General features: G+C 62.2%; 17 protein-coding genes. 3 read left to right on the top strand and 14 right to left on the bottom strand.

Annotation, left to right across the window (positions count from 1 at the left end; all coding sequences use genetic code 11):
* Positions 1-35: 35 nt before the first annotated feature.
* The 14 genes from G452_RS0107880 to G452_RS0107815 all read right to left on the bottom strand — a co-directional run bounded on the left by G452_RS0107880 (position 36) and on the right by G452_RS0107815 (position 14,578).
* Positions 36-521, bottom strand: coding sequence for a phage virion morphogenesis protein (locus G452_RS0107880; protein ID WP_022661707.1), 486 nt, complete (start codon positions 519-521; stop codon positions 36-38).
* A complete protein-coding gene (locus G452_RS0107875; protein WP_011366972.1) occupies positions 511-870 on the bottom strand; it encodes a hypothetical protein in 360 nt (119 codons plus the stop codon). The genes G452_RS0107880 and G452_RS0107875 overlap by 11 nt, the downstream gene beginning before the upstream one ends.
* Entirely contained in the window at positions 857-1,321 is a 465-nt protein-coding gene (locus tag G452_RS0107870; RefSeq protein ID WP_015721246.1) for a hypothetical protein, read from the bottom strand. The genes G452_RS0107875 and G452_RS0107870 overlap by 14 nt, the downstream gene beginning before the upstream one ends.
* Entirely contained in the window at positions 1,308-1,667 is a 360-nt protein-coding gene (locus G452_RS0107865) for a hypothetical protein (RefSeq protein WP_022661706.1), read from the bottom strand. The genes G452_RS0107870 and G452_RS0107865 overlap by 14 nt, the downstream gene beginning before the upstream one ends.
* Before the next feature lie 18 nt (positions 1,668-1,685).
* Positions 1,686-2,549 carry an HK97-fold major capsid protein gene (locus tag G452_RS0107860; protein WP_011700596.1) on the bottom strand — a complete coding sequence of 288 codons (864 nt, stop codon included), beginning with the start codon at positions 2,547-2,549 and terminating at the stop codon, positions 1,686-1,688.
* 18 nt (positions 2,550-2,567) lie between these two features.
* The gene (locus G452_RS0107855; protein ID WP_013219066.1) at positions 2,568-2,930 is read right to left on the bottom strand and encodes a hypothetical protein; all 363 of its coding nucleotides are present in this window, start codon (positions 2,928-2,930) and stop codon (positions 2,568-2,570) included.
* Between the two features lie 12 nt (positions 2,931-2,942).
* Complete coding sequence (locus G452_RS0107850) at positions 2,943-5,333, bottom strand: DNA adenine methylase (RefSeq protein WP_022661705.1); 2,391 nt, start codon at positions 5,331-5,333, stop codon at positions 2,943-2,945.
* Between the two features lie 103 nt (positions 5,334-5,436).
* Positions 5,437-5,790: a hypothetical protein gene (locus tag G452_RS0107845; RefSeq protein WP_022661704.1), complete on the bottom strand. Its 354-nt coding sequence runs from the start codon at positions 5,788-5,790 to the stop codon at positions 5,437-5,439.
* Entirely contained in the window at positions 5,787-6,299 is a 513-nt protein-coding gene (locus G452_RS0107840; protein ID WP_022661703.1) for a hypothetical protein, read from the bottom strand. The genes G452_RS0107845 and G452_RS0107840 overlap by 4 nt, the downstream gene beginning before the upstream one ends.
* Positions 6,296-10,885: a minor capsid protein gene (locus G452_RS0107835; protein ID WP_022661702.1), complete on the bottom strand. Its 4,590-nt coding sequence runs from the start codon at positions 10,883-10,885 to the stop codon at positions 6,296-6,298. Before G452_RS0107835 ends, G452_RS0107840 begins: the two co-directional genes overlap by 4 nt.
* On the bottom strand, positions 10,885-12,393 hold the full coding sequence (locus G452_RS0107830; RefSeq protein WP_027189108.1) for a phage portal protein family protein: 1,509 nt from the start codon (positions 12,391-12,393) through the stop codon (positions 10,885-10,887). The genes G452_RS0107835 and G452_RS0107830 overlap by 1 nt, the downstream gene beginning before the upstream one ends.
* Positions 12,394-12,507: 114 nt before the next feature.
* Complete coding sequence (locus tag G452_RS0107825; protein ID WP_022661700.1) at positions 12,508-14,031, bottom strand: terminase large subunit domain-containing protein; 1,524 nt, start codon at positions 14,029-14,031, stop codon at positions 12,508-12,510.
* A complete protein-coding gene (locus G452_RS0107820) occupies positions 14,031-14,309 on the bottom strand; it encodes a hypothetical protein (RefSeq protein ID WP_011366961.1) in 279 nt (92 codons plus the stop codon). The genes G452_RS0107825 and G452_RS0107820 overlap by 1 nt, the downstream gene beginning before the upstream one ends.
* Complete coding sequence (locus tag G452_RS0107815) at positions 14,306-14,578, bottom strand: hypothetical protein (RefSeq protein WP_011366960.1); 273 nt, start codon at positions 14,576-14,578, stop codon at positions 14,306-14,308. Before G452_RS0107815 ends, G452_RS0107820 begins: the two co-directional genes overlap by 4 nt.
* A gap of 139 nt (positions 14,579-14,717) precedes the next feature.
* Between G452_RS0107815 and G452_RS0107810 the strand changes: the two genes are divergently transcribed.
* Genes G452_RS0107810 through G452_RS0107800 form a run of 3 tightly spaced genes read left to right on the top strand, consistent with a single transcriptional unit; the run spans position 14,718 to position 16,215 of the window.
* The gene (locus tag G452_RS0107810; RefSeq protein WP_011366959.1) at positions 14,718-14,912 is read left to right on the top strand and encodes a hypothetical protein; all 195 of its coding nucleotides are present in this window, start codon (positions 14,718-14,720) and stop codon (positions 14,910-14,912) included.
* A gap of 33 nt (positions 14,913-14,945) precedes the next feature.
* On the top strand, positions 14,946-15,320 hold the full coding sequence (locus G452_RS0107805; protein ID WP_011366958.1) for a hypothetical protein: 375 nt from the start codon (positions 14,946-14,948) through the stop codon (positions 15,318-15,320).
* Complete coding sequence (locus G452_RS0107800) at positions 15,301-16,215, top strand: tyrosine-type recombinase/integrase (RefSeq protein WP_022661699.1); 915 nt, start codon at positions 15,301-15,303, stop codon at positions 16,213-16,215. The genes G452_RS0107805 and G452_RS0107800 overlap by 20 nt, the downstream gene beginning before the upstream one ends.
* Positions 16,216-16,701 lie beyond the last annotated feature (486 nt).

Genomic DNA, 16,701 nt, shown 5'->3' with positions numbered 1-16,701 from the left:
TTACTTACCGGAAGCGCTGGCGATGTGTCGGAGGCTCAAAGCGCGGAGCGGATCGCCTCGCGATAGTTCTGGAGGATCTGCTCGCGGTACTTATCCATCACCGGATGCAGAAAGGGTCTGGCGGGGATGATGATGGTCGCGCCGTTCGGATGTTTGATGGTGGCCCCGTACTCCATGACGGCACCGATGTTCACCATGTCTTCCCCGTCCTTGTTGACGGTGCCGCGCAGCAGGCCGACGAACGCCTTGTCGGTCATGATCTTCTGGGTGATGGCGTTGACGAGAAAGCCGGTGTCGATGAGCGCCTTGCTGGAGCCTTTGCGCAGGGTGGTGCTCTCGGCGAGTTTCACGAAGGCCTGTCCGCCCGGGGCCTGGGAGCGAATCCCCCGCTGGATCTCGCGCACCAGAAAAAGGGCGTTGCGGATCGTGGCCTGACGCAGGGCCGTGGCCAGGCGTGGCCCCATGCCGGTGGTCAGCTTGGCGCGTGCCTTGTCCCAGTCACCGGTCCGCCTAACGCCCATTGAGCTTCACCAGTTGCAGGTTCTTGTGAGTGACGGTGCCGAAGAAGTGTTCTTCTTCCACACTCTGTATGCGATAGGTTTCCCTGTCTGAAGCCAGGCGGTCTTCACCCCGGACATCGGCATCCGGAAGGACACAGGCGAGCGCGTCGATCTTGCCGCTCAGCTCCTCCGGCGGGGTTTCGTTCAGTTCGAGGGGGATGACGGAGATTTCCGTGTATTCGGCATCGTCGGTGCCGTAGAGCCGTTCGCCGGGAACCACGCGCAGGACGCGTGCAGTCTGGCCCGAGGAGAGGATCAGCCGGGCGACGTCGGCCACGGCTTCGGCGCGTTCCCGGTCATTCAACAACATCGAGGTCTATCCCTTGTTCGTAGATGACCGGCGTAAGGCCGCTCGGAGTCAGGATGTAGGCTTCCTGATCGAGCTGGGTGGCCGGACGTAGCTCGGTGAGACGTTGTCGGTAGTCGGCGAGCAGATCGGCCTCGAGCTTGGCCCAGTGGCCGGGCTGGCCGGTTTTATCCACCCGCTTGTCGCCGCTGGAAAAGGAGAAGGCGTTGGCGGTGGCCGAACGCATGACCTGGCAGGCGTGGATCTGCGCCATGATCACCAGGAGCTCGCGGACCTCGCCGGTGGGATCGGGGGTGATCTCTCCGGCCGTGATCGTCAGCGATTGGTCGAGGTCACGGCCGACCCGAAAAACGGCCTTCCGGACGCATCTCTCCAGAGTCTGGTCTTCGAAGAGAGATGCGCCCGGATCGGACAAGTCGAGCCGCAGGTCGGCGATCAGGTCACTCAGCAACACCTTGCAGACCCTCCAAACGGCTCTTGAGCGCGTCGATCACCGTGCGGCGTTTTTCGGTTTCCATGTAGCCCTTGAGGGTCTCCGGATTGGCCTCCTCGTTGACCTTGGAAATCGCGTCGGTGGCGGAGAGCTTGCTCAGGTCCACCGGTTCCGCGTCCTGGTCTGGCTCTGGAGGGGCGAGCGGTTCCTGCTTCGGTTTGTCGGCCATGGCCAGGCGGCCGTTCTTGAGCGCCGCCTGGATCTGCTTGGTGAGGCGTTCCACCTCGACCACCTGGCCGGGCTTGAGTTTCAGCCCGGCGTCGGGGATCACCAGAACGCCGGGACGGATGTTCTTGATTCGATTCATCTCACGTCACCTCCCGGATTACGGAACCAGTTTGACCTTGGCCATGATGTCAGGGCGGGTAATGCCCTGGCCGATTTCGGACCACACCAGCCAGCCGGTCTTGAAGCGGGTCTTCTGATCGATGGACTCCGTCTTCAGGTTTTCGCGCACCGGCATCTTTCCGACCTCTTCATCCGGGACGATGATGATCTCGTCCAGCGGCATGGAGGCGGTCAACAGGATGCCGCCGGTGCCGTAGTTCTTGATGACACCCTTCTGGCGCAGCTCGAGCTTGGTCTGGGGATCGAGGTTCCAGCCGCGCATGTCGTTGAATCGGCGGCCGCGCATGACGATGTACTTCACCGACAGCTCCAGATCCTCGATGATCGAGATGGCCTCGTTCAGCGCATCCTCGGTGAGCAGGTCGCCGGTAACCTCGATGGTGTTGGTCGCCGGGATGGCCGAGGAGAGCACCGAGATGGTGCGGCGGTCCATCTCCTTGCGGATGGCGTCGGCGGCGCTGGTCTGGATGTCCATCAGCGTGCCGATGTTGCCGTTCTTGAGGACGGAAACGTCCACCATCGGGTTGGAGTGGATGCGGTTGGTGGGGAACTCGACCTCGTCCTTGCCCACCTCCTGCTCCTGGGCGTCGCCGTCCTTGCTGATCCAGTGGGCCTTGACGGTCGGTTTCTTCTGATAGACCGGACGTTCGCCCTTGGGCAGCGTGTGCTTGGTGAGCAGGAGCGAGGAGATCTCCTTACGCTTGATCTCCTGTTCGATGGGCGCGGCGATGGCGGCGGCAAGTGCCCGCATGCCTTCGGGCGACTCGAGAGCCTCGCTCATGAGCCGCGCCATGGTTTCCATGTACTCCTGGGAATGGATCTTCAACTGATTGGTTTTCATGTGCGTTGGCTCCTTGGGTTAGACGAGCAGGCGGAATTTGAGGACGCCGCTCTGTACGGAAATGGCGTGGGCGACGACGTGCTCTCCGGCCGCGACGCCGTTGGTCAGGCGACCGCCTGCTGAAACTTTCAGGTCGTCTCCGGCGACGACGGTTCCTTCGAAGGCGTCGGTCTCGTAGACGCCGCCGTCACAGTAGATGCCGGGCATTTCGCCACCGGCGTAGTCCTTGATCAGGATGCCGAAGGAGCGCTTCGTGGGATCGGTGTTAACGGCGAACAGGTCGTCGCCGACCACGCGGACCACCTGGCCGAGCTGGCCGTCGCCCTGGATGTGGCCGTCGCCATAGGCGAGACTGCGGTGACACGGATTGATGAATGACATGGTGTTTCCTCCTTATGCGTTGATTTGCGAGTGTTCGGGAGAGTCCTCGCCGACACGGTTGCGGTAAGCGGCCATGAACCCGTCGCGCAGACGGTCTTCGAGCGACACCTTGCGGTCGTCCACATCGTGGGGCCGGACACCGGCGTCGCTGCGTAGCGGGGTTTCCGTCGATGCCTTGGCGGCGGGCTTGCCGCCCTGGTCGCTGTCGGCGGGTTTCTCTTCCTTGTCCGCTTTGGCCGACTTGGGCAGGCGCTCGTAAGCGGCCTCGGTGGCGGCGAAGGCTTCGTCGGACAGTTCGGCCAGGCGTTTCAGCTCGGCTTCCCGGTTCTCATCGGAAGCGAAGGAGAGCCCTTGCTTCTCCAGCCGGGTGAGCAGCTTCTTGGCCCGGGAGCGGCAGGCGGCCGCCTTTTGTTCGGCTTCCAGTTCCTGGACGCGTTTCTGCAGCTCGGCGACCTGGGCCTTGAGCTGCCGGTTTTCCTTTTCCAGGTCGGTAACGCGAGCGGGATCGCCTTCCTGCTGGGCCGGTTTCTTCTTGGCCGCTTCGACGGCCGGTTCATCGGTAGGTTTGGTTTTGTCTTCCATCGTGGAATCTCCTTCGGGTTGGGATTGGTCGGGCTGGCTCTGAAGGGACGCCACCTGCAGAATCCTGGCGTTCTCGTCCGCGCCTTTGCGGTCGAGCAGTCCCAGTCCGGTGAAAGTGACGCCGTGCAGAATCTCGAAAACGGGTTGGCCGCCCACATCACGGCCCTTGAATTTACGCAGGTGGGTGCAGTAGTCGGCCTTGTTCTGGAAGCGCTTGTGGCAAACCGAGCATTCGCCCTCCTGGTAATCGCACTCCATGGAGACCTGGGAGATGATCCCGCGCTTCATCAGCTTGTAGGCCAGCCGGGCGGCCGGGGTGTCGTGGACGTACAGCTCGCCGACGCATTCCACGCGGCCGCCGTTGTCGTCCTCCAGGTAGTCGGCGGCGACGATGCCACCGACGATGTCGTTGAACTCCTGCGAATGCTGCAGATCGACCTTCTTGTTTACGGCCGTCATGTGCCGACCGGACAACTCCTCGGCGGTGAAGTGGTCGCCGTTCTTGTTGGTCCCGGTGCGGCAGAGCACGAAGCTGAACTGGGGGTCGCCCGCCGAGCCGACATCCATGGCCTCGGTCGCGAGACGTTCGCCTTCGCCCAGCCGGATGTCCACGGGGATGCTGGTGTGGAAGTTCGCTGCGGCGGCCATCGGAACGGGTTTCTCCTCCCGCTCGGCGCTGGCCTTGGCTCCGGGAGCGCAGACGAACAGACGCTCCTTGGCGTTGGAAGCCTCGCCGTGCTTGGAGGTTATGGCGTAGTGATGATCCTTGGATTTCATCCGGCTCTGCTTGCCGAAGGAGCCGATGATCCGCTTCATCTGCTGCTCGTTGGGATAGGCGTGATCGCGGTAGGAGATCAGCCAGTGCGGGATGTGCTTGGCGTTGCCGAGAAAGGTCTGGAAGAACTCGCTGGCGTTGGCCTTGGTGACGGTCTTGTGGTCGGTCTCGTAATACTTGACCTTGGTGTCGGCCTTGATTTCGAGCCCTTCCCAATAGGTCATGAGCCCTTCCACGAAGTGGTAGGCCCGCTCGTAGTTGGTAGTCGAAAACTCGGTGGCGTAGGGCGGATCGAAGTAGGCCAGATCCGCCTTGGCTTTCGGCAGCAGGTCGTTGATGTCCTGCCGGTGGGCCTTGTTCTCCTTGTCGTTGTCGAAGACCAGGGCGTTGATGCGCTGCAGGTTCTTGCGCAGACGATCCTTGAATTCGTCTGGGGTGTCCTGGCGGCGGCCATAGTCGGTGGAGGACGAGAAGTGTCCGAAACCGCCCTTGCCGCTCATGCAGGTCTTGCCGAGGCCGAACAGAGCGATGTCTTTCTTGAAGCCGGAGAGCTTGTCGCAGTTGGCGCGGATAGTGTCGATCAGCGCATGGACACCCTTGGCGAAGAAGATGCCCTTGAAGTTGTCCTGAACGAAGCTGCCCGCCTTGGCGTTGTCGGCCAGGAGTGCCTCGATCTCGTCCTCGCTCAGGCGAACCGAGTTGTTCTCGATGATCGCCTTGGCGGCATGGTGGCAGTAGCGGAGCCGGTCGTTGGCGATGACCTGGAGGCCCTTGGTCTTGTACATGTAGGCCACGACCGCAGACCCCGAAAAGGCGTCGAGCACGGTGCCAACGCCTTCCGGGGTATGCTTCCAGATCCAGTCGACGAGCTTCTGCTTACTGCCGATGTAGTTGGTGATGTACTTGGGGCGTTTCTCGGGAGGGAGCTCTTCAGGAGCGGACTGTTCGGCGGCCTCAGACCCGAGCGCATCGGGATCGAGAGTCAGCGCCGCATCGGCCTCCAGTAGAAACGCCAGCCTTTCCAGGTCTGTGGCGAACAGTTCCATCAACGTCTCCGGTCAGTTTGCTGTGCTCTCCGCGACCTGCGGGGAGCGTTCAGCGGTTACTTACCGGAAGCGTCGGCGATGTGTCGGAGGGTGACGGCGAATTTCAGCGGGCGGGGTTCAGCCGGGCCAGAACGGCCTTGCCGCAGGCGTCGATGGAGGGGTATTCGTCGGTCTCGGTGATCTCGGAAAAGACCCCGTCGTAGGGAGAGCGGGACAGCCGGTGGTATTCGAGAAAATCCGCCGGAAGCGAGGTGGCCCCGACCTCGACCAGACGGTTGACCACCCAGGCAGCCTCATCCTTGCGGTCGGCAAGCCCGTTCGGTCCCCGGTCGAGGTAGTACATCTCCACATCCAGACCGGGACCCGGTCCCTGAACCCAGACGCCCACGGGCACGTATTCCGGCACGGTGGCTTGCCGGTCGGCCATTATTGAGTCGATCATATAGCGCAGTTTCATGACCAGTCCTCCGCGATCCGGAGATGCTCGGTCAGAAGCTGGGCGTCGAGCCGGTGGAATCTTTCGGCGTTTTTCTGGCGGTAGGCGATCCAGCATTGCCAGTCCGCCGCGAGTTCGGGCTCCGAGACCGGCTCGATCATTTCGACATGGTGAATGCGGCCCAGGTCGTCGGTCATATCGACAATCAGCCAGCCTTCGACCTCCGTGTCGTCATGTTCGTCCGTCAGGGTATCTTCGACCCGGACATCCACCACCTTGATGGTGTGGGCGTGCTGGAAGCCCTCGTCGTAACCGAGCGCCTTCCACAACAGCCAGAAATCGGTGCGCAGATGGTTGCCAGCAGCGTCGAAATGGGGTGCGATCCGGGTGACGGTGAAGCTGTCCACCAGGGTATCCAGAAAGAGATCCCCGGATTCTCTGACCGTCATGCGGCTGCCCCGACTGTTGAACCAGTGCAGCGATTCCTGCAGCCGCCGTTTCTCCTGTTCGATAAAGTCCTTCATGGTCATTGTTTGCGTTTGCTCCAGCTTTGCGAGGTATGGACGATGTCCTCCACCTTGCGCCCGTCGGGCAGTTTCTTGATGCCACGCCGGGTGAAACTCTGGATGATCTCCCGGCGTTCGTTGTCGCTTCTGGCCACGATGAACTCGATGTTGTCCAGCAGCGTCACCGAGTATTTGAAGATGGTTTCGTTGCCATGGCGTTGCGAGAACCGCTTCCAATCATCGATGCTGGCTCCCCGGTTGCGCTGCACGTAGTCGTCGATCACCTTGCCGTAGGCGTCATGGTCATAGCTGATGGCGTCCATGCGCCGCAGCATCTGTTTCTTGAAGTAGAGGGCCGGTGAGGCGTCGCTGGCCGGTTGCTTCTTGATTCGGGTGAAGAAATAGCTCGCACCACCGGTCTGCATGTCGGCCACCGGGGACATTCCGCCCGGAGCCACGCCCATGCGCATCTTCTCGACCGTGCTGACCATGGCTCCGTTGTTTTCCATGATCGAGTCGATAAAGCCGGACATGCTCTCGCCGTTGGTCAGATCGTGGACCAGCGAGTAGCCCTTCATCTGTTTTTCCAGGTCCTCCTCGGTGATGTCGAACCGGAACTGGTGCCGGTATCCGCCCTTGGCGTCGCGGTCCAGAAAGCCCGCCTGGTATTCGCCCAGCGGGTTGTACCCGGAAAGCTGGGTGATGTCCTGGACACCCAGTTCCTTTTGCCAATAGCCGCGCAGAGCCTGAACCCGCTCGGTGGTGGTGGCGTTGCGGTCGTCGAGGGATTTCTGCAGCCGTTTGAAGTCGGCGCTCTTGTCGGTCTTGCGGATGTAGGCGAGCTTTTCGAGATACATCTGCTCGGCGTTTTCCGCCGTGGCCACCCGGGTATCGATGCCGAGCTGTTCGAGCTTTTCCAGCATCGCCTCGACCCGTCCGGGGGTGGCGTCGCCTTCCAGGATCATTTCCAGCTCGCCGCGCTGGGCATAGAGGTTGGTGTCCGACCAGGGGCGATAGCGGACCCGGGTGCCGTCCTCGAAGGTGACGGTGTACTGGTGTCCGTCCTGCATGCGGGAGTTGTGATTGAACAGCGCCCGATTGTCGATGTCGTCGGCCTCTACAGTGATGGTGCCGGAACCGATCCTGCGCTTGGTGTGGGTCACCTTGCCGCGCTCCACCTTGAACGGCGGTTTCTCCTTGGGTTTCTGCGCGTCGAGCTTGGGCAGATACTGTTCGAAAACGCCATTGGTGGCCCGGTCCCAATCGACGGACTCCTCAATCTCCTTCACCCATTTCAGATAGTGGTCCGCCATCTCCTTGACCTTGGGGTCGGCGCTCTTCTGCAGAGTCTCCAGTTTCTTGCGCAGGCGCAGGGCCTTGTCGATCTTGGTCCGGTTGTACTTGCCGTCGCCCACGTGGAAGTTGACGTTTTTGACGGCGTCCAGAATCGTCGGATAGAAGCTGTCTTCGACCAGCGGTTGTCCCTTTTCCCCGGCCGCCGTCTGCACATACCTGCGCAGCACCTCGTCGATGCGGCGGTCGGTGTCCGGCCGGATCTTCATCTTGACCACGGTACGCTTCTTCCCCTTGAAGCTCTCGGTGAAGATCAGCGCGTTTTGGTCCTCCACGTCGCCGCTGTCGAAGGGCAGCGTCTTGCCCTGCCAGCCGAGTTTGCGGGCCTCCTCGACCAGGGTCTCTTCGGCGGCGGAGAGCAGCTTTTTCTTGCCGGTGGCGGTACTCAGCTTGTCGAAGCGGAAACCCCGATCCCCCAGCACATCGGCGTAATAGCCCTCGAAGTCCCGCCGGAGATTGTGTTTTCGCTCCAGGGCCAGGTCGTAGAAATGCCGCAGCCCGGCCGGGTCCTTGGCGAACCGTCCCTCGGCGTAGGGCCGCAACAGATCGAGGTAATCCTCGTCGGCGATCTTTTCGACTTCCTGGATGTAGCGAAGGGTCGCGTTCGGATCGACCCGTACCTTCCCTTCCTTGGCCGCCCGGAAGACCTTGTTGTAAAACGGCTCTTCCTCGCCGCAGACGCCGTTGGGGTGATAGTCGAGCGAGAGCTTGTCCTGGCCCAGAAACTTGAAGGCCTGGCCTTTGTCGATTCCGTAGACGCGACCGTCCCGGGCACGGATGAACTGCTTGGAATGTCCGTCGTGATTGGCGATCAGCCAGTCGACCACATGCTCGCGCTGGATCTGCTCCAGTTCGATGGTGGTCAGATCCTGGGGCAGGATGTTGCGAAAATCGAAGTCTTCCCGCAGATCGGTGCGCCATTTCTGGATGGAGCCGGTGCGGCCATTCAATTGGATGGTGTGCACCTCGATGGAATGGGGGTCGATCAGGCGGCCGATCTTGTAGGCGGCTTCCTCTCCGAAGGCGATGAACTCATCGTCCTTGCGGCCAATGGGCTTGAACAGCCATTTGTCGCCGTTCTCATCGGTCCAGAATTCCTTTTCGTGTGCGCCGCCGACAGCGGCCTTGCCGGATTTCTTGAATTTCGAAGACAGACCCTTCTGCTGCCACGCGGTATCGACGGTGGCGAACTCCGCGCCTTTCTTGCCGATCTTGGGCTCGGGCGGCTTGACCGGGATCGGCTGCGGAGCCGGTTTCGGTGGCTCTTTCTTCGGCGTGGCGGGCTTGGCCGGAGCGGTTTTCTTTTTGCCGCCATGCTTTTCGGCCCAGGCTGCGTGCTTGGTGTCGATGCTGGCCTGAACCGCTTTGATTTTCGCGGGATCGGTCTCGGTGAAGAGCGTGGTCAGCTCGTCTTTGTTGGCCCACTGCCAATACTGGACCTTGGTCTCCTTGGCGAGCGTCTTGAGCTCCGCCGATTTCAGTTTGCCGACCTGATCCTGGAAGAGCTGTTTTTTGAGGGCGATTTCCTTGCTGTGGGCCGCGAGCAGCTCCTGGGGCAGATCTGTGCCGCCGGAAACCGCCTGTTCCGCCTTGGCAATCGCGTCGAGGAAATCCTTGTAGCTGCTCGGCGTGTCGGGAACGACGACGGCCTTGGCGGCGTCTTCGAGGGCCGTTTTCTGTTTCAGAATCAGCTTCAGCTTGGCCTCGTCGACCGCCTTTTTCTTGACCGACTCGGCCATGTCGGCACCGGCCTTCTTCTGCAGCGCCTCGACGAGCTGCTGCTTGTTCTTGAGGATGCCAATGCCGTGCTTCTGTTTGGCCGCCGCGAGTTCCTTGCCCATCAGGCCGCTGTGGTCCACGCCGGGTTCCAGCTTGTCCAACAGCTCAATGGTCTCCTGTTTGGTCATGTTGAGGGAGATGCCGTTCTCCTTCGCCATCTCCTTGAGCTGCTGGGCGGTCATGCCCTCCAGCCCCTCGGCGGGAGGGATCTTCGCCATCTGGGCGGCGAGCAGCTTGGCCTGTTTGAGTTCCGCCTGTTTCAGTCCGAGCAGCTCGACCAGTTCTTCCTTGGTCCGCAGCAGGCCGATCTTGTGTTCCTTGAGCTTGGCGCTGAGCGCCGCTCCGGCCAGGTCACCGTGATCGATCCCGGGTTCGGCCAGGTCGAGCAGCTTGATGAAATCGGCCTTGGTCCGGGCAATGGCCACGCCGTTCTGCTTCGCCAGGGTCTGGAGCTGTTTAACCGTCAGCGAGCCGAGGTCGGCGATGTCGCCGTTTTCAAAGGCGCTCTTGAGCTTGGCGTTCTCCTTGGCCTGGGCGTCGGCCATGCCTTCCAGCACATGGGGCGGGAGAATGCAGGCGTCCCCCTGCGATGCCTGGGCTGCGGCCTTGGCGACCATCTCGCTGCCGCAGACGGTCATCGGCCACGCCACGATATTGGTGCAGCGGCAGTGCGGATGCGCGGGTTGCTGGGGGAACTTGTCGATGGGAAAGGTCTTGCCGTCCAGGCCGCCGCAGACCGGGCACATGCGCTCGTCCTCCATGGCCAGCCATTCCAGTTTCTGGATGCCGACACGCTCGTGGAACTTGAGCCTGCCCATGTTGTGGGCGCGGAGGACCTCAGTGCGGGCGATCATCTCCATGCGGTACTGCGCCTTGCTGAACACCCGGCTTCCGGCCTGGCGAAAGGAGTCCTTGTCGATGATCACCTTGCCCATGTCCCGGACGATGTCGTCGGCTCCCTTGCCCGTGGCGACGCCGTTCAGGATGGTGCGCTTGATGCCGTCTGCGAGTTCGCGGTGGACGTCACCGGCGAGTGTGAGGTTGTACTGCGCCATGAAGTCGAGGGCGTTGGTGTCGACGATGGTGAACACCTTGGTGGCCAACTTGTCGATGCCCTCGGGCTTCAGGTCAGCGTAGAACGGCAGCGCCGCGTCGGCGAGCTCTCCAATTCCCTGTTGGATGCCGAGTTTGAAGGAGTCCTTGGTCGTCTTGCGAAAGACCAGGGTCTGCTCCCGTTTGAGCCGCTTCATGGTGTCGTCGAGTTCGAGCTGGAGCTTTTCCAGCCCCTTGAGAGCGGCGAGCTTGTTGTCCGGCAGGGAGCCGAGAGAGCGGTACTGGAGGATGGCGCGGGCGACCTCGTCTTCGGCCTGTTTCAGCGCCTGGGTGAGCTGGGCCGTGACCTGGTCGTTGTAGCGGTTGCGGGCCGTCAGACTCTTCAGTGTGGCCGCCTGGATGCGTTGCTTGAGGTCCGACGGCATCAGCGGGGCTCCCGGCGGTCGATGAAACGACAGGCCGGGGCGTCGAAGGTGCGCTCGCTGTTGTGGACCCGGCAGTGGTTGGTGTCAGCAATGAAGTGGCTGCACTCGTCGCATACGGCAGCAATGCCGGTGGACTCCAGGTCGCCCGACCAGACCAATGCCGCCTCCGCCGTGGGTTCATTATCCTCGGCCGGAATCCCGAGCATCTTCCGGGCGCGAGGCACGCTGAGAATGCCGGAGACGACCATATCCACCACCGGCTTCACCTGTTTCTCGTCCATCAGGTCGATCTGTTTGCGTTCGGTCTCGCGGTTGGCGGCCTCGATGTCCGGGTCCAGGTCCATCTTGAGCTGGAGGCTGGAGCGGCTGATGAGTTTGCGGTCGTAGAGTTCGATGAGGAGCTTCTTGAAATCGACCGCGTCGCTGGGGTCGAGGTCGTTGAAGATAAACTGGATGCTCTTGTCGCCGTGGCCGTTCAGTTCCATCCAGTCGTCGAACACCCAGTCGAGGAGCTTTCGAGCGGCCTGTTTGATCTCGCGGATCATGACCATCATCTTCTGCATGCTCACCGAGGCGGTGGCGAAGTTCGGACCGTCGCCGGTCACCAGCGAGCGTGACAGCCCCAAGGCCACCACGATGTCTTCCTTCACCTCCTTGACCTTGTCCTCGACGTTGAGGACCTGGCCGTCGGTGCCGTGGGTTTCGACGTTGACGTAGAACGGGACCACCAGGCCGCTTTTCATGTCCATCTTGTTGACCATGTCGCGGACCTGTTCGAGCATCCGCTGGTCCGGCATCACCATCTTCTGGCCGAACGCGCCACCCACCTTGAGCAGGCGGAACGGCGTGGCCCAGCGCTTGGCGATGGCCTGTTCGGCCCGGCGGTAGTCGCGCAGCAGTTCGATGGCTTGAAAGGCGGGAAGCACGAGGGAGTTGCCTCGGGGCGAGAAGGCCGGTGCGTCCCATTTGAGGTGGACCACCTGCTCGACGGGCAGCGGAATGGATTCGCCGCCGCCGGGTGTGTCCTCGGGAAATTGCCGGGCCTCGATCAGCTCGCCCTGGGCGTATTTGACCTTGACCGAAACCGGGTTGACGCAGACCAGCTCCTCGATGTCCTGGCCGGACTTGGTGAAGCGTTTGAAGCCGATGGCGTCGCCTTTCACCAGGAGCTGAAGAACCATGTCTTTGATGAACTGCGAGACGTTCAGCCGCCAGGCGGCCTCCAGGGCCTGCTCCTTGAGGGTCTCGTCATCGCTGGTGATTTTGATCTCGTCGCCCACGGCGAAGGTGCGCCAGGAGTTGACGCAGTTCTTCACCAGCGGCTCCTCGACGTAGTATTCCCAGGCCTTACGGGCGCGTTCTTCCCAGGTGGCCGGAATCGCTTCGGCGGCGTTCACCTTGGCGAAGGCGGCCGAGTCGAGCGCGGCCGCTGCTGCCATCGGCGCGATGACAAAGCCGGTGGTGTCCAGGCTTTCGGGTTGTTCGTCCTGATGGGCGGTGCTTTCCACGTGATCCTCTCGGTAGTTTCGGCCATGACAGCCGCACATCCGGCCCGTGTGGGCCGAATCCGGCTCGATGCCGGTTACTTACCGGAGCGGGGTGGAAAGCGTCGGAGGATGCGATCAGATGAAGACCGGATTGGTGAGCACCGGCTTGAGCGAGACCACCTCTTCACCGACCGGGTCGAGGTTGCCTTCCTCCCGGATCAGCATGGCGCAGCGCACCGCGTCGATGATGTGGTCGTTGCCCTTGGAATAGATGATCTTGCCGTCCCGCAGGGTGTAGGTGTGGGTGGTGAACTGGTCTTCCACCTCCAGGTCGTCCGAGGGGAAAATGACCTGCTTACGCTGCAGGGCTCCGTTGATGAGGCTGGTCATCAGCTCCTTGGTCCGTTTCTTGATTTCCTTGCCGTCTCGCACCGCCAGCCGGGTCATGCCGCCGAAGTCGTATCCCTTGAGCCTGCCTTCCAGCTCCAGCCCTTTGTACTTGTCCAGCGTGAGCAATTCCTGAACCACCGCCAGACCGTTCCCGCCGTTGTCCACGCCGATGCCAGCCGGGGTGTAGTAACGCTCCAGCAGCGCGATGATCTGGGCGATGTGCGGATAGGAAACGTGTTCAAGATGCACGCGCAGGATCATCTTCAGCAGCGTCCGCTCGCCGATCTCCATCTCCTGAAATACGACGATCTCGGTGGGGTCGTTGGTGTAGCCCAGGTCGCCGCCGACCCAGAACTGCCCGCTGCGGGGAGTGAGGTTGAGCAGCATCTCCAGCCGGTCGTGGGCCGCTTCCTCGGTGTCGCAATCGCGTAGCTCGGAATCGGTGATGACGATCTTCTGATACTCCAGCAGATCCTGCCGACAGAGGTTGAACTGCTCGACATTGAAGGCCCCGTAGGAGGGCTTGCCGTGTTCACCGGCCACCTCGTGCTGCCAGCCGGAGCTGTCGCGGCCGCCGTAGAACTCCAGCAGTTCGGCTTCGCGGTCTTCGGTCCACAGGGGATTGAGCCAGGACGGCCAGCGGAACACATGGAACTGATCCGACGAGGTGAGCCGGTAATAGGTGGTGTCGCGCAGGCCGTTGGGCGTGGAGTAGATGCGCAGGGTTCCCCCGGCCTTGAGGCACTGGCGCAGCGCCTTCCAGGCCCGTTCGGTCAGCCAGGCTCCTTCATCGACCCAGACGCGGCCGACATGCAAGGACCGGAAGGCGTCGCCATAGGCCCCGGCCGGGCGGAAATAGAGAACCGAACCGTTGGTGAACTCCAGCCTGAAGTAGGGTTTGCGGTGGATCTTGGGCTTGCCGTACTTGGTCAGGGCAATGCTGTTCATCAGATCCGGGTTGGTGTCGAGCTGGAACTCGATCTCCTCGATGATGGTATCGAGGTGCCCCTGGTGCGGAGCCGCGACGAGGCCCTGGCCGCCTCGGGTGGTGAAGGCGTAATGGAGCGCGTCGGTCGAGAGAACGATGGACTTGCCCACGTCCCGGCCGTCGAGGTGGATGATGTTCTTGGCCGGGCAGCGCAGGTCCTCCACCTGATGCGGCCAATAGTCGCGGCCTGAGCCATCCCGGTTGTAGAGGTAGGCTTGCCCCCACAACACGGGATCGCTCAGGGTCGCCGCAAGTTTGCGCTCCTTGTCGGTTACCGCCATCAGTGCATTCCCGTCCTCAAGGCGCTGCCGAGGATGGTGCCCACCAGTTCCGTCAGGATCTGCTGCACAGCCAGAGTGTTCTTCCTGTCGTGGACAGCCTCCTGAATGTCGATGATGGCCTGGTCCAACTCCGCCCAGGCCCGGTACTGCTGCTGGGCCGCTTCCAGACGGCCGAGGGCGTTCTCGATCCGTCCCGCCGCCAGTTCGGTGCCGATTTCGACCAGGGCCTCACCGGCCTGGCGAACGGCATCGCTGTTTTCCTGAAGGATCTCTTTCATTGGCCTGCCTCCCGGTTCGAGCCGTTGGCCCACTGGTCAAGGGCGTCCACGGCGGTCTGCAGGCGCAGACCGACTCCGGTCAGGCGCTCGGCGTCCGGGTGGCCGACCTCGCGCAGCGCCTTGTTGGCCTCGGTCACGTACTCGGGCGTGTGGCGGTTGACGGTGGCCACCGCCGACTGGATCTGGGCCGGAGGCCGGTAGGTGGCGCAGCCGGTCATGATCCCGGCCAGCGCCAGTGGGATGGTCCATTCGAGGGTCTTCTTCAACATGTTGATCTCCTTTGGGTTATGGGTTTGGGGCACATGCAGAAAGATCTCTGCAAACACTTGATTTCCAACGAAATAGAAGCGTCATTGGATGTGACGCGGGATGGTCCCGCATCCACGAAAACGGAACCGGAGGCAGGCCATGACCTACGACAGAAACCGCCAGCAGGCACTCAAGGCGTACCGAGAAAAGCAGGAGAATATCGCCCGGCTGATCGAGGGCATTCGCGGCAAGCTCGAAGCAGACGCGAAGCAGCCGGACATCACCTGGGCGAGCGTCGGCTCCCTCGGTCACGTCGAGGAACTGCTGCGGGAGCTGGACGAGTTCCTGTCCTGAACACACCGGGCCACCGACAAAGGAGACATCGACATGACCGAATGCACCGTGCATCAAGCCGCCGAGGCTTTCATCGGCCACCTGCGGGAATCCGGAAAGAAAGAGCGGACCCTTTACACCTACCGGAAGGACCTCGATGTAGTGGAGGTCTTCTTTGGGGCGGATCGCCAGCTCACCGAGATCCGGCTTCCCCAGGTCGGCAAGTTCTACAAGTCGGATCTGCTGCTCAAACTCCCCGACGGCAAGGAGCGGGCTGAACGCACCGTCGCCAAGACCGTCCGGGTGTTCCGCATGATGATGGTATGGGCCAGGGAATCGGGGCGCATCGAGGAGCTGCCGCTGCCCAAGAGCACACCCATGGGTCACAGCAGGGTGAAGGAGTCCAGCGATGAGCAACCGAACGGCTGACCTCGACCTGACGGGCGCGACAGAGGCGTTCTGTGCCCGCCTGTCGGCCGAAGGACGCTCCCCGGCGACCATAGCCGCATACCGCCGGGACCTTGCCCTGGTGGCCCGCGTTGCCGATGAGCTGGCCCCGGGCATCATCTGCCGGGCGATCACGGCCGGGCTCCTCGACCGGGCGTTCTCCGCCGGGGCGGTCACCGAGAGCGGGCGCGGCCCACGCTCGGCGGCCTCGCTCCATCGGATGAAGGCGGCGGTGCGGGCCTTTTTCGCCTGGGCCTCCGAGGCTGGCGTGGTCGATGACAATCCGGCCCGGTCCATCCGCATGCATCGGCTGCCGAGAAAGCTGCCGGTGTTCCTGACCACCGCCGAAAAGAAACGACTGCTCAAGGAACTCAAGGGACGGACCGACTTCTCCGCTCTGCGCGACCGCGCCATGATCGAGGTGCTGCTGGGCACCGGGATCAGGCTTGGCGAGCTGGCCGCGCTCGACATGGATGACATCGACCTCGACGCCAAACATCTGCGGGTGCGGGCCAAGGGGAATGTACCGCAGGTCAAGTTCATCAAGACCGACCTCCGCACATTGCTGCGCCGTTACCTGGCCGAGCGCCGCCGACATGGCCGTCCGGAAATGGAAGCCCTGTTCCTGTCGAACCGGGACGGCAGACTCTGCCAGCGGCAGATTGCCAACCGGCTCGCCCACTGGCTGCAAAAAGCCGGGATCGAAAAGGAACTGACGCCGCACGGGCTACGGCATACCTTCGCCACCCACCTCTACAGCGCGACCAATGACCTGCTCGTGGTGCAACGGGCCTTGGGGCACCGGGACGTGTCCACCACCCAGATCTATACCCACCTCGTGGACGGTCAGCTCGAGGAAGCCCTCGAACGCCTCTGATCCTTCCGGACCCGACGATGGGAGCGGCCTCGGCTGCTCCTGTTTTCGTTGGCCGAGACAGTGTCGAAGACAGTGAATGACAGTGCCCGCAGAAGAACACATCCGCCGATGATGAATGATCATGACGGAGGGTCTCTTCCTCCCGGGCGGAGCGGGACAAAACGGCAGGACAGCCGTTTTGCACGGCCGCAGGCCGCCCCGGAGGGGTGGAGCACAGGGATGTGCGACATGAAATATCGATTGACCGTAATTTCTCCTTCGCTGTCTGTCGGCCGCACATGGCTATAACTGCTTGGCTTGTGCGCTCCAGGCGCGGAACACACATGGCAATATCTGCTTGGCTTATGTGAGGGCCGCTGCCGAAGGAATGGCTGTTTGCGGGGCCTGGCCGGTTCTGCCTGGGGCTCGACATGCCAATATTTACTTGGGTTGTGTGAGAGAACTCCGGCGCGAACATGCCAATATCTACTTGGGTTATGCGGCTCG

This window comes from Paucidesulfovibrio longus DSM 6739, from assembly GCF_000420485.1.
In the GTDB taxonomy this organism is placed as follows: Bacteria; Desulfobacterota; Desulfovibrionia; order Desulfovibrionales; family Desulfovibrionaceae; genus Paucidesulfovibrio; species Paucidesulfovibrio longus.
The sequence above is the reverse complement of the archived record's forward strand: the minus strand, read 5'-3'. Positions and strand labels throughout refer to the sequence as shown.

What these genes read in the sequence shown, in the direction of transcription:
- G452_RS0107875 (WP_011366972.1), bottom strand. Translation starts at nt 870, where the DNA reads ATGTTGTTGAATGACCGGGAACGCGCCGAAGCCGTGGCCGACGTCGCC.
- G452_RS0107820 (WP_011366961.1), bottom strand. Translation starts at nt 14,309, where the DNA reads ATGAAAGAGATCCTTCAGGAAAACAGCGATGCCGTTCGCCAGGCCGGT.
- G452_RS0107865 (WP_022661706.1), bottom strand. Translation starts at nt 1,667, where the DNA reads ATGAATCGAATCAAGAACATCCGTCCCGGCGTTCTGGTGATCCCCGAC.
- G452_RS0107805 (WP_011366958.1), top strand. Translation starts at nt 14,946, where the DNA reads ATGACCGAATGCACCGTGCATCAAGCCGCCGAGGCTTTCATCGGCCAC.
- G452_RS0107835 (WP_022661702.1), bottom strand. Translation starts at nt 10,885, where the DNA reads ATGCCGTCGGACCTCAAGCAACGCATCCAGGCGGCCACACTGAAGAGT.
- G452_RS0107815 (WP_011366960.1), bottom strand. Translation starts at nt 14,578, where the DNA reads ATGTTGAAGAAGACCCTCGAATGGACCATCCCACTGGCGCTGGCCGGG.
- G452_RS0107855 (WP_013219066.1), bottom strand. Translation starts at nt 2,930, where the DNA reads ATGTCATTCATCAATCCGTGTCACCGCAGTCTCGCCTATGGCGACGGC.
- G452_RS0107800 (WP_022661699.1), top strand. Translation starts at nt 15,301, where the DNA reads ATGAGCAACCGAACGGCTGACCTCGACCTGACGGGCGCGACAGAGGCG.
- G452_RS0107810 (WP_011366959.1), top strand. Translation starts at nt 14,718, where the DNA reads ATGACCTACGACAGAAACCGCCAGCAGGCACTCAAGGCGTACCGAGAA.
- G452_RS0107860 (WP_011700596.1), bottom strand. Translation starts at nt 2,549, where the DNA reads ATGAAAACCAATCAGTTGAAGATCCATTCCCAGGAGTACATGGAAACC.
- G452_RS0107845 (WP_022661704.1), bottom strand. Translation starts at nt 5,790, where the DNA reads ATGAAACTGCGCTATATGATCGACTCAATAATGGCCGACCGGCAAGCC.
- G452_RS0107825 (WP_022661700.1), bottom strand. Translation starts at nt 14,031, where the DNA reads ATGGCGGTAACCGACAAGGAGCGCAAACTTGCGGCGACCCTGAGCGAT.
- G452_RS0107850 (WP_022661705.1), bottom strand. Translation starts at nt 5,333, where the DNA reads ATGGAACTGTTCGCCACAGACCTGGAAAGGCTGGCGTTTCTACTGGAG.
- G452_RS0107880 (WP_022661707.1), bottom strand. Translation starts at nt 521, where the DNA reads ATGGGCGTTAGGCGGACCGGTGACTGGGACAAGGCACGCGCCAAGCTG.
- G452_RS0107840 (WP_022661703.1), bottom strand. Translation starts at nt 6,299, where the DNA reads ATGACCATGAAGGACTTTATCGAACAGGAGAAACGGCGGCTGCAGGAA.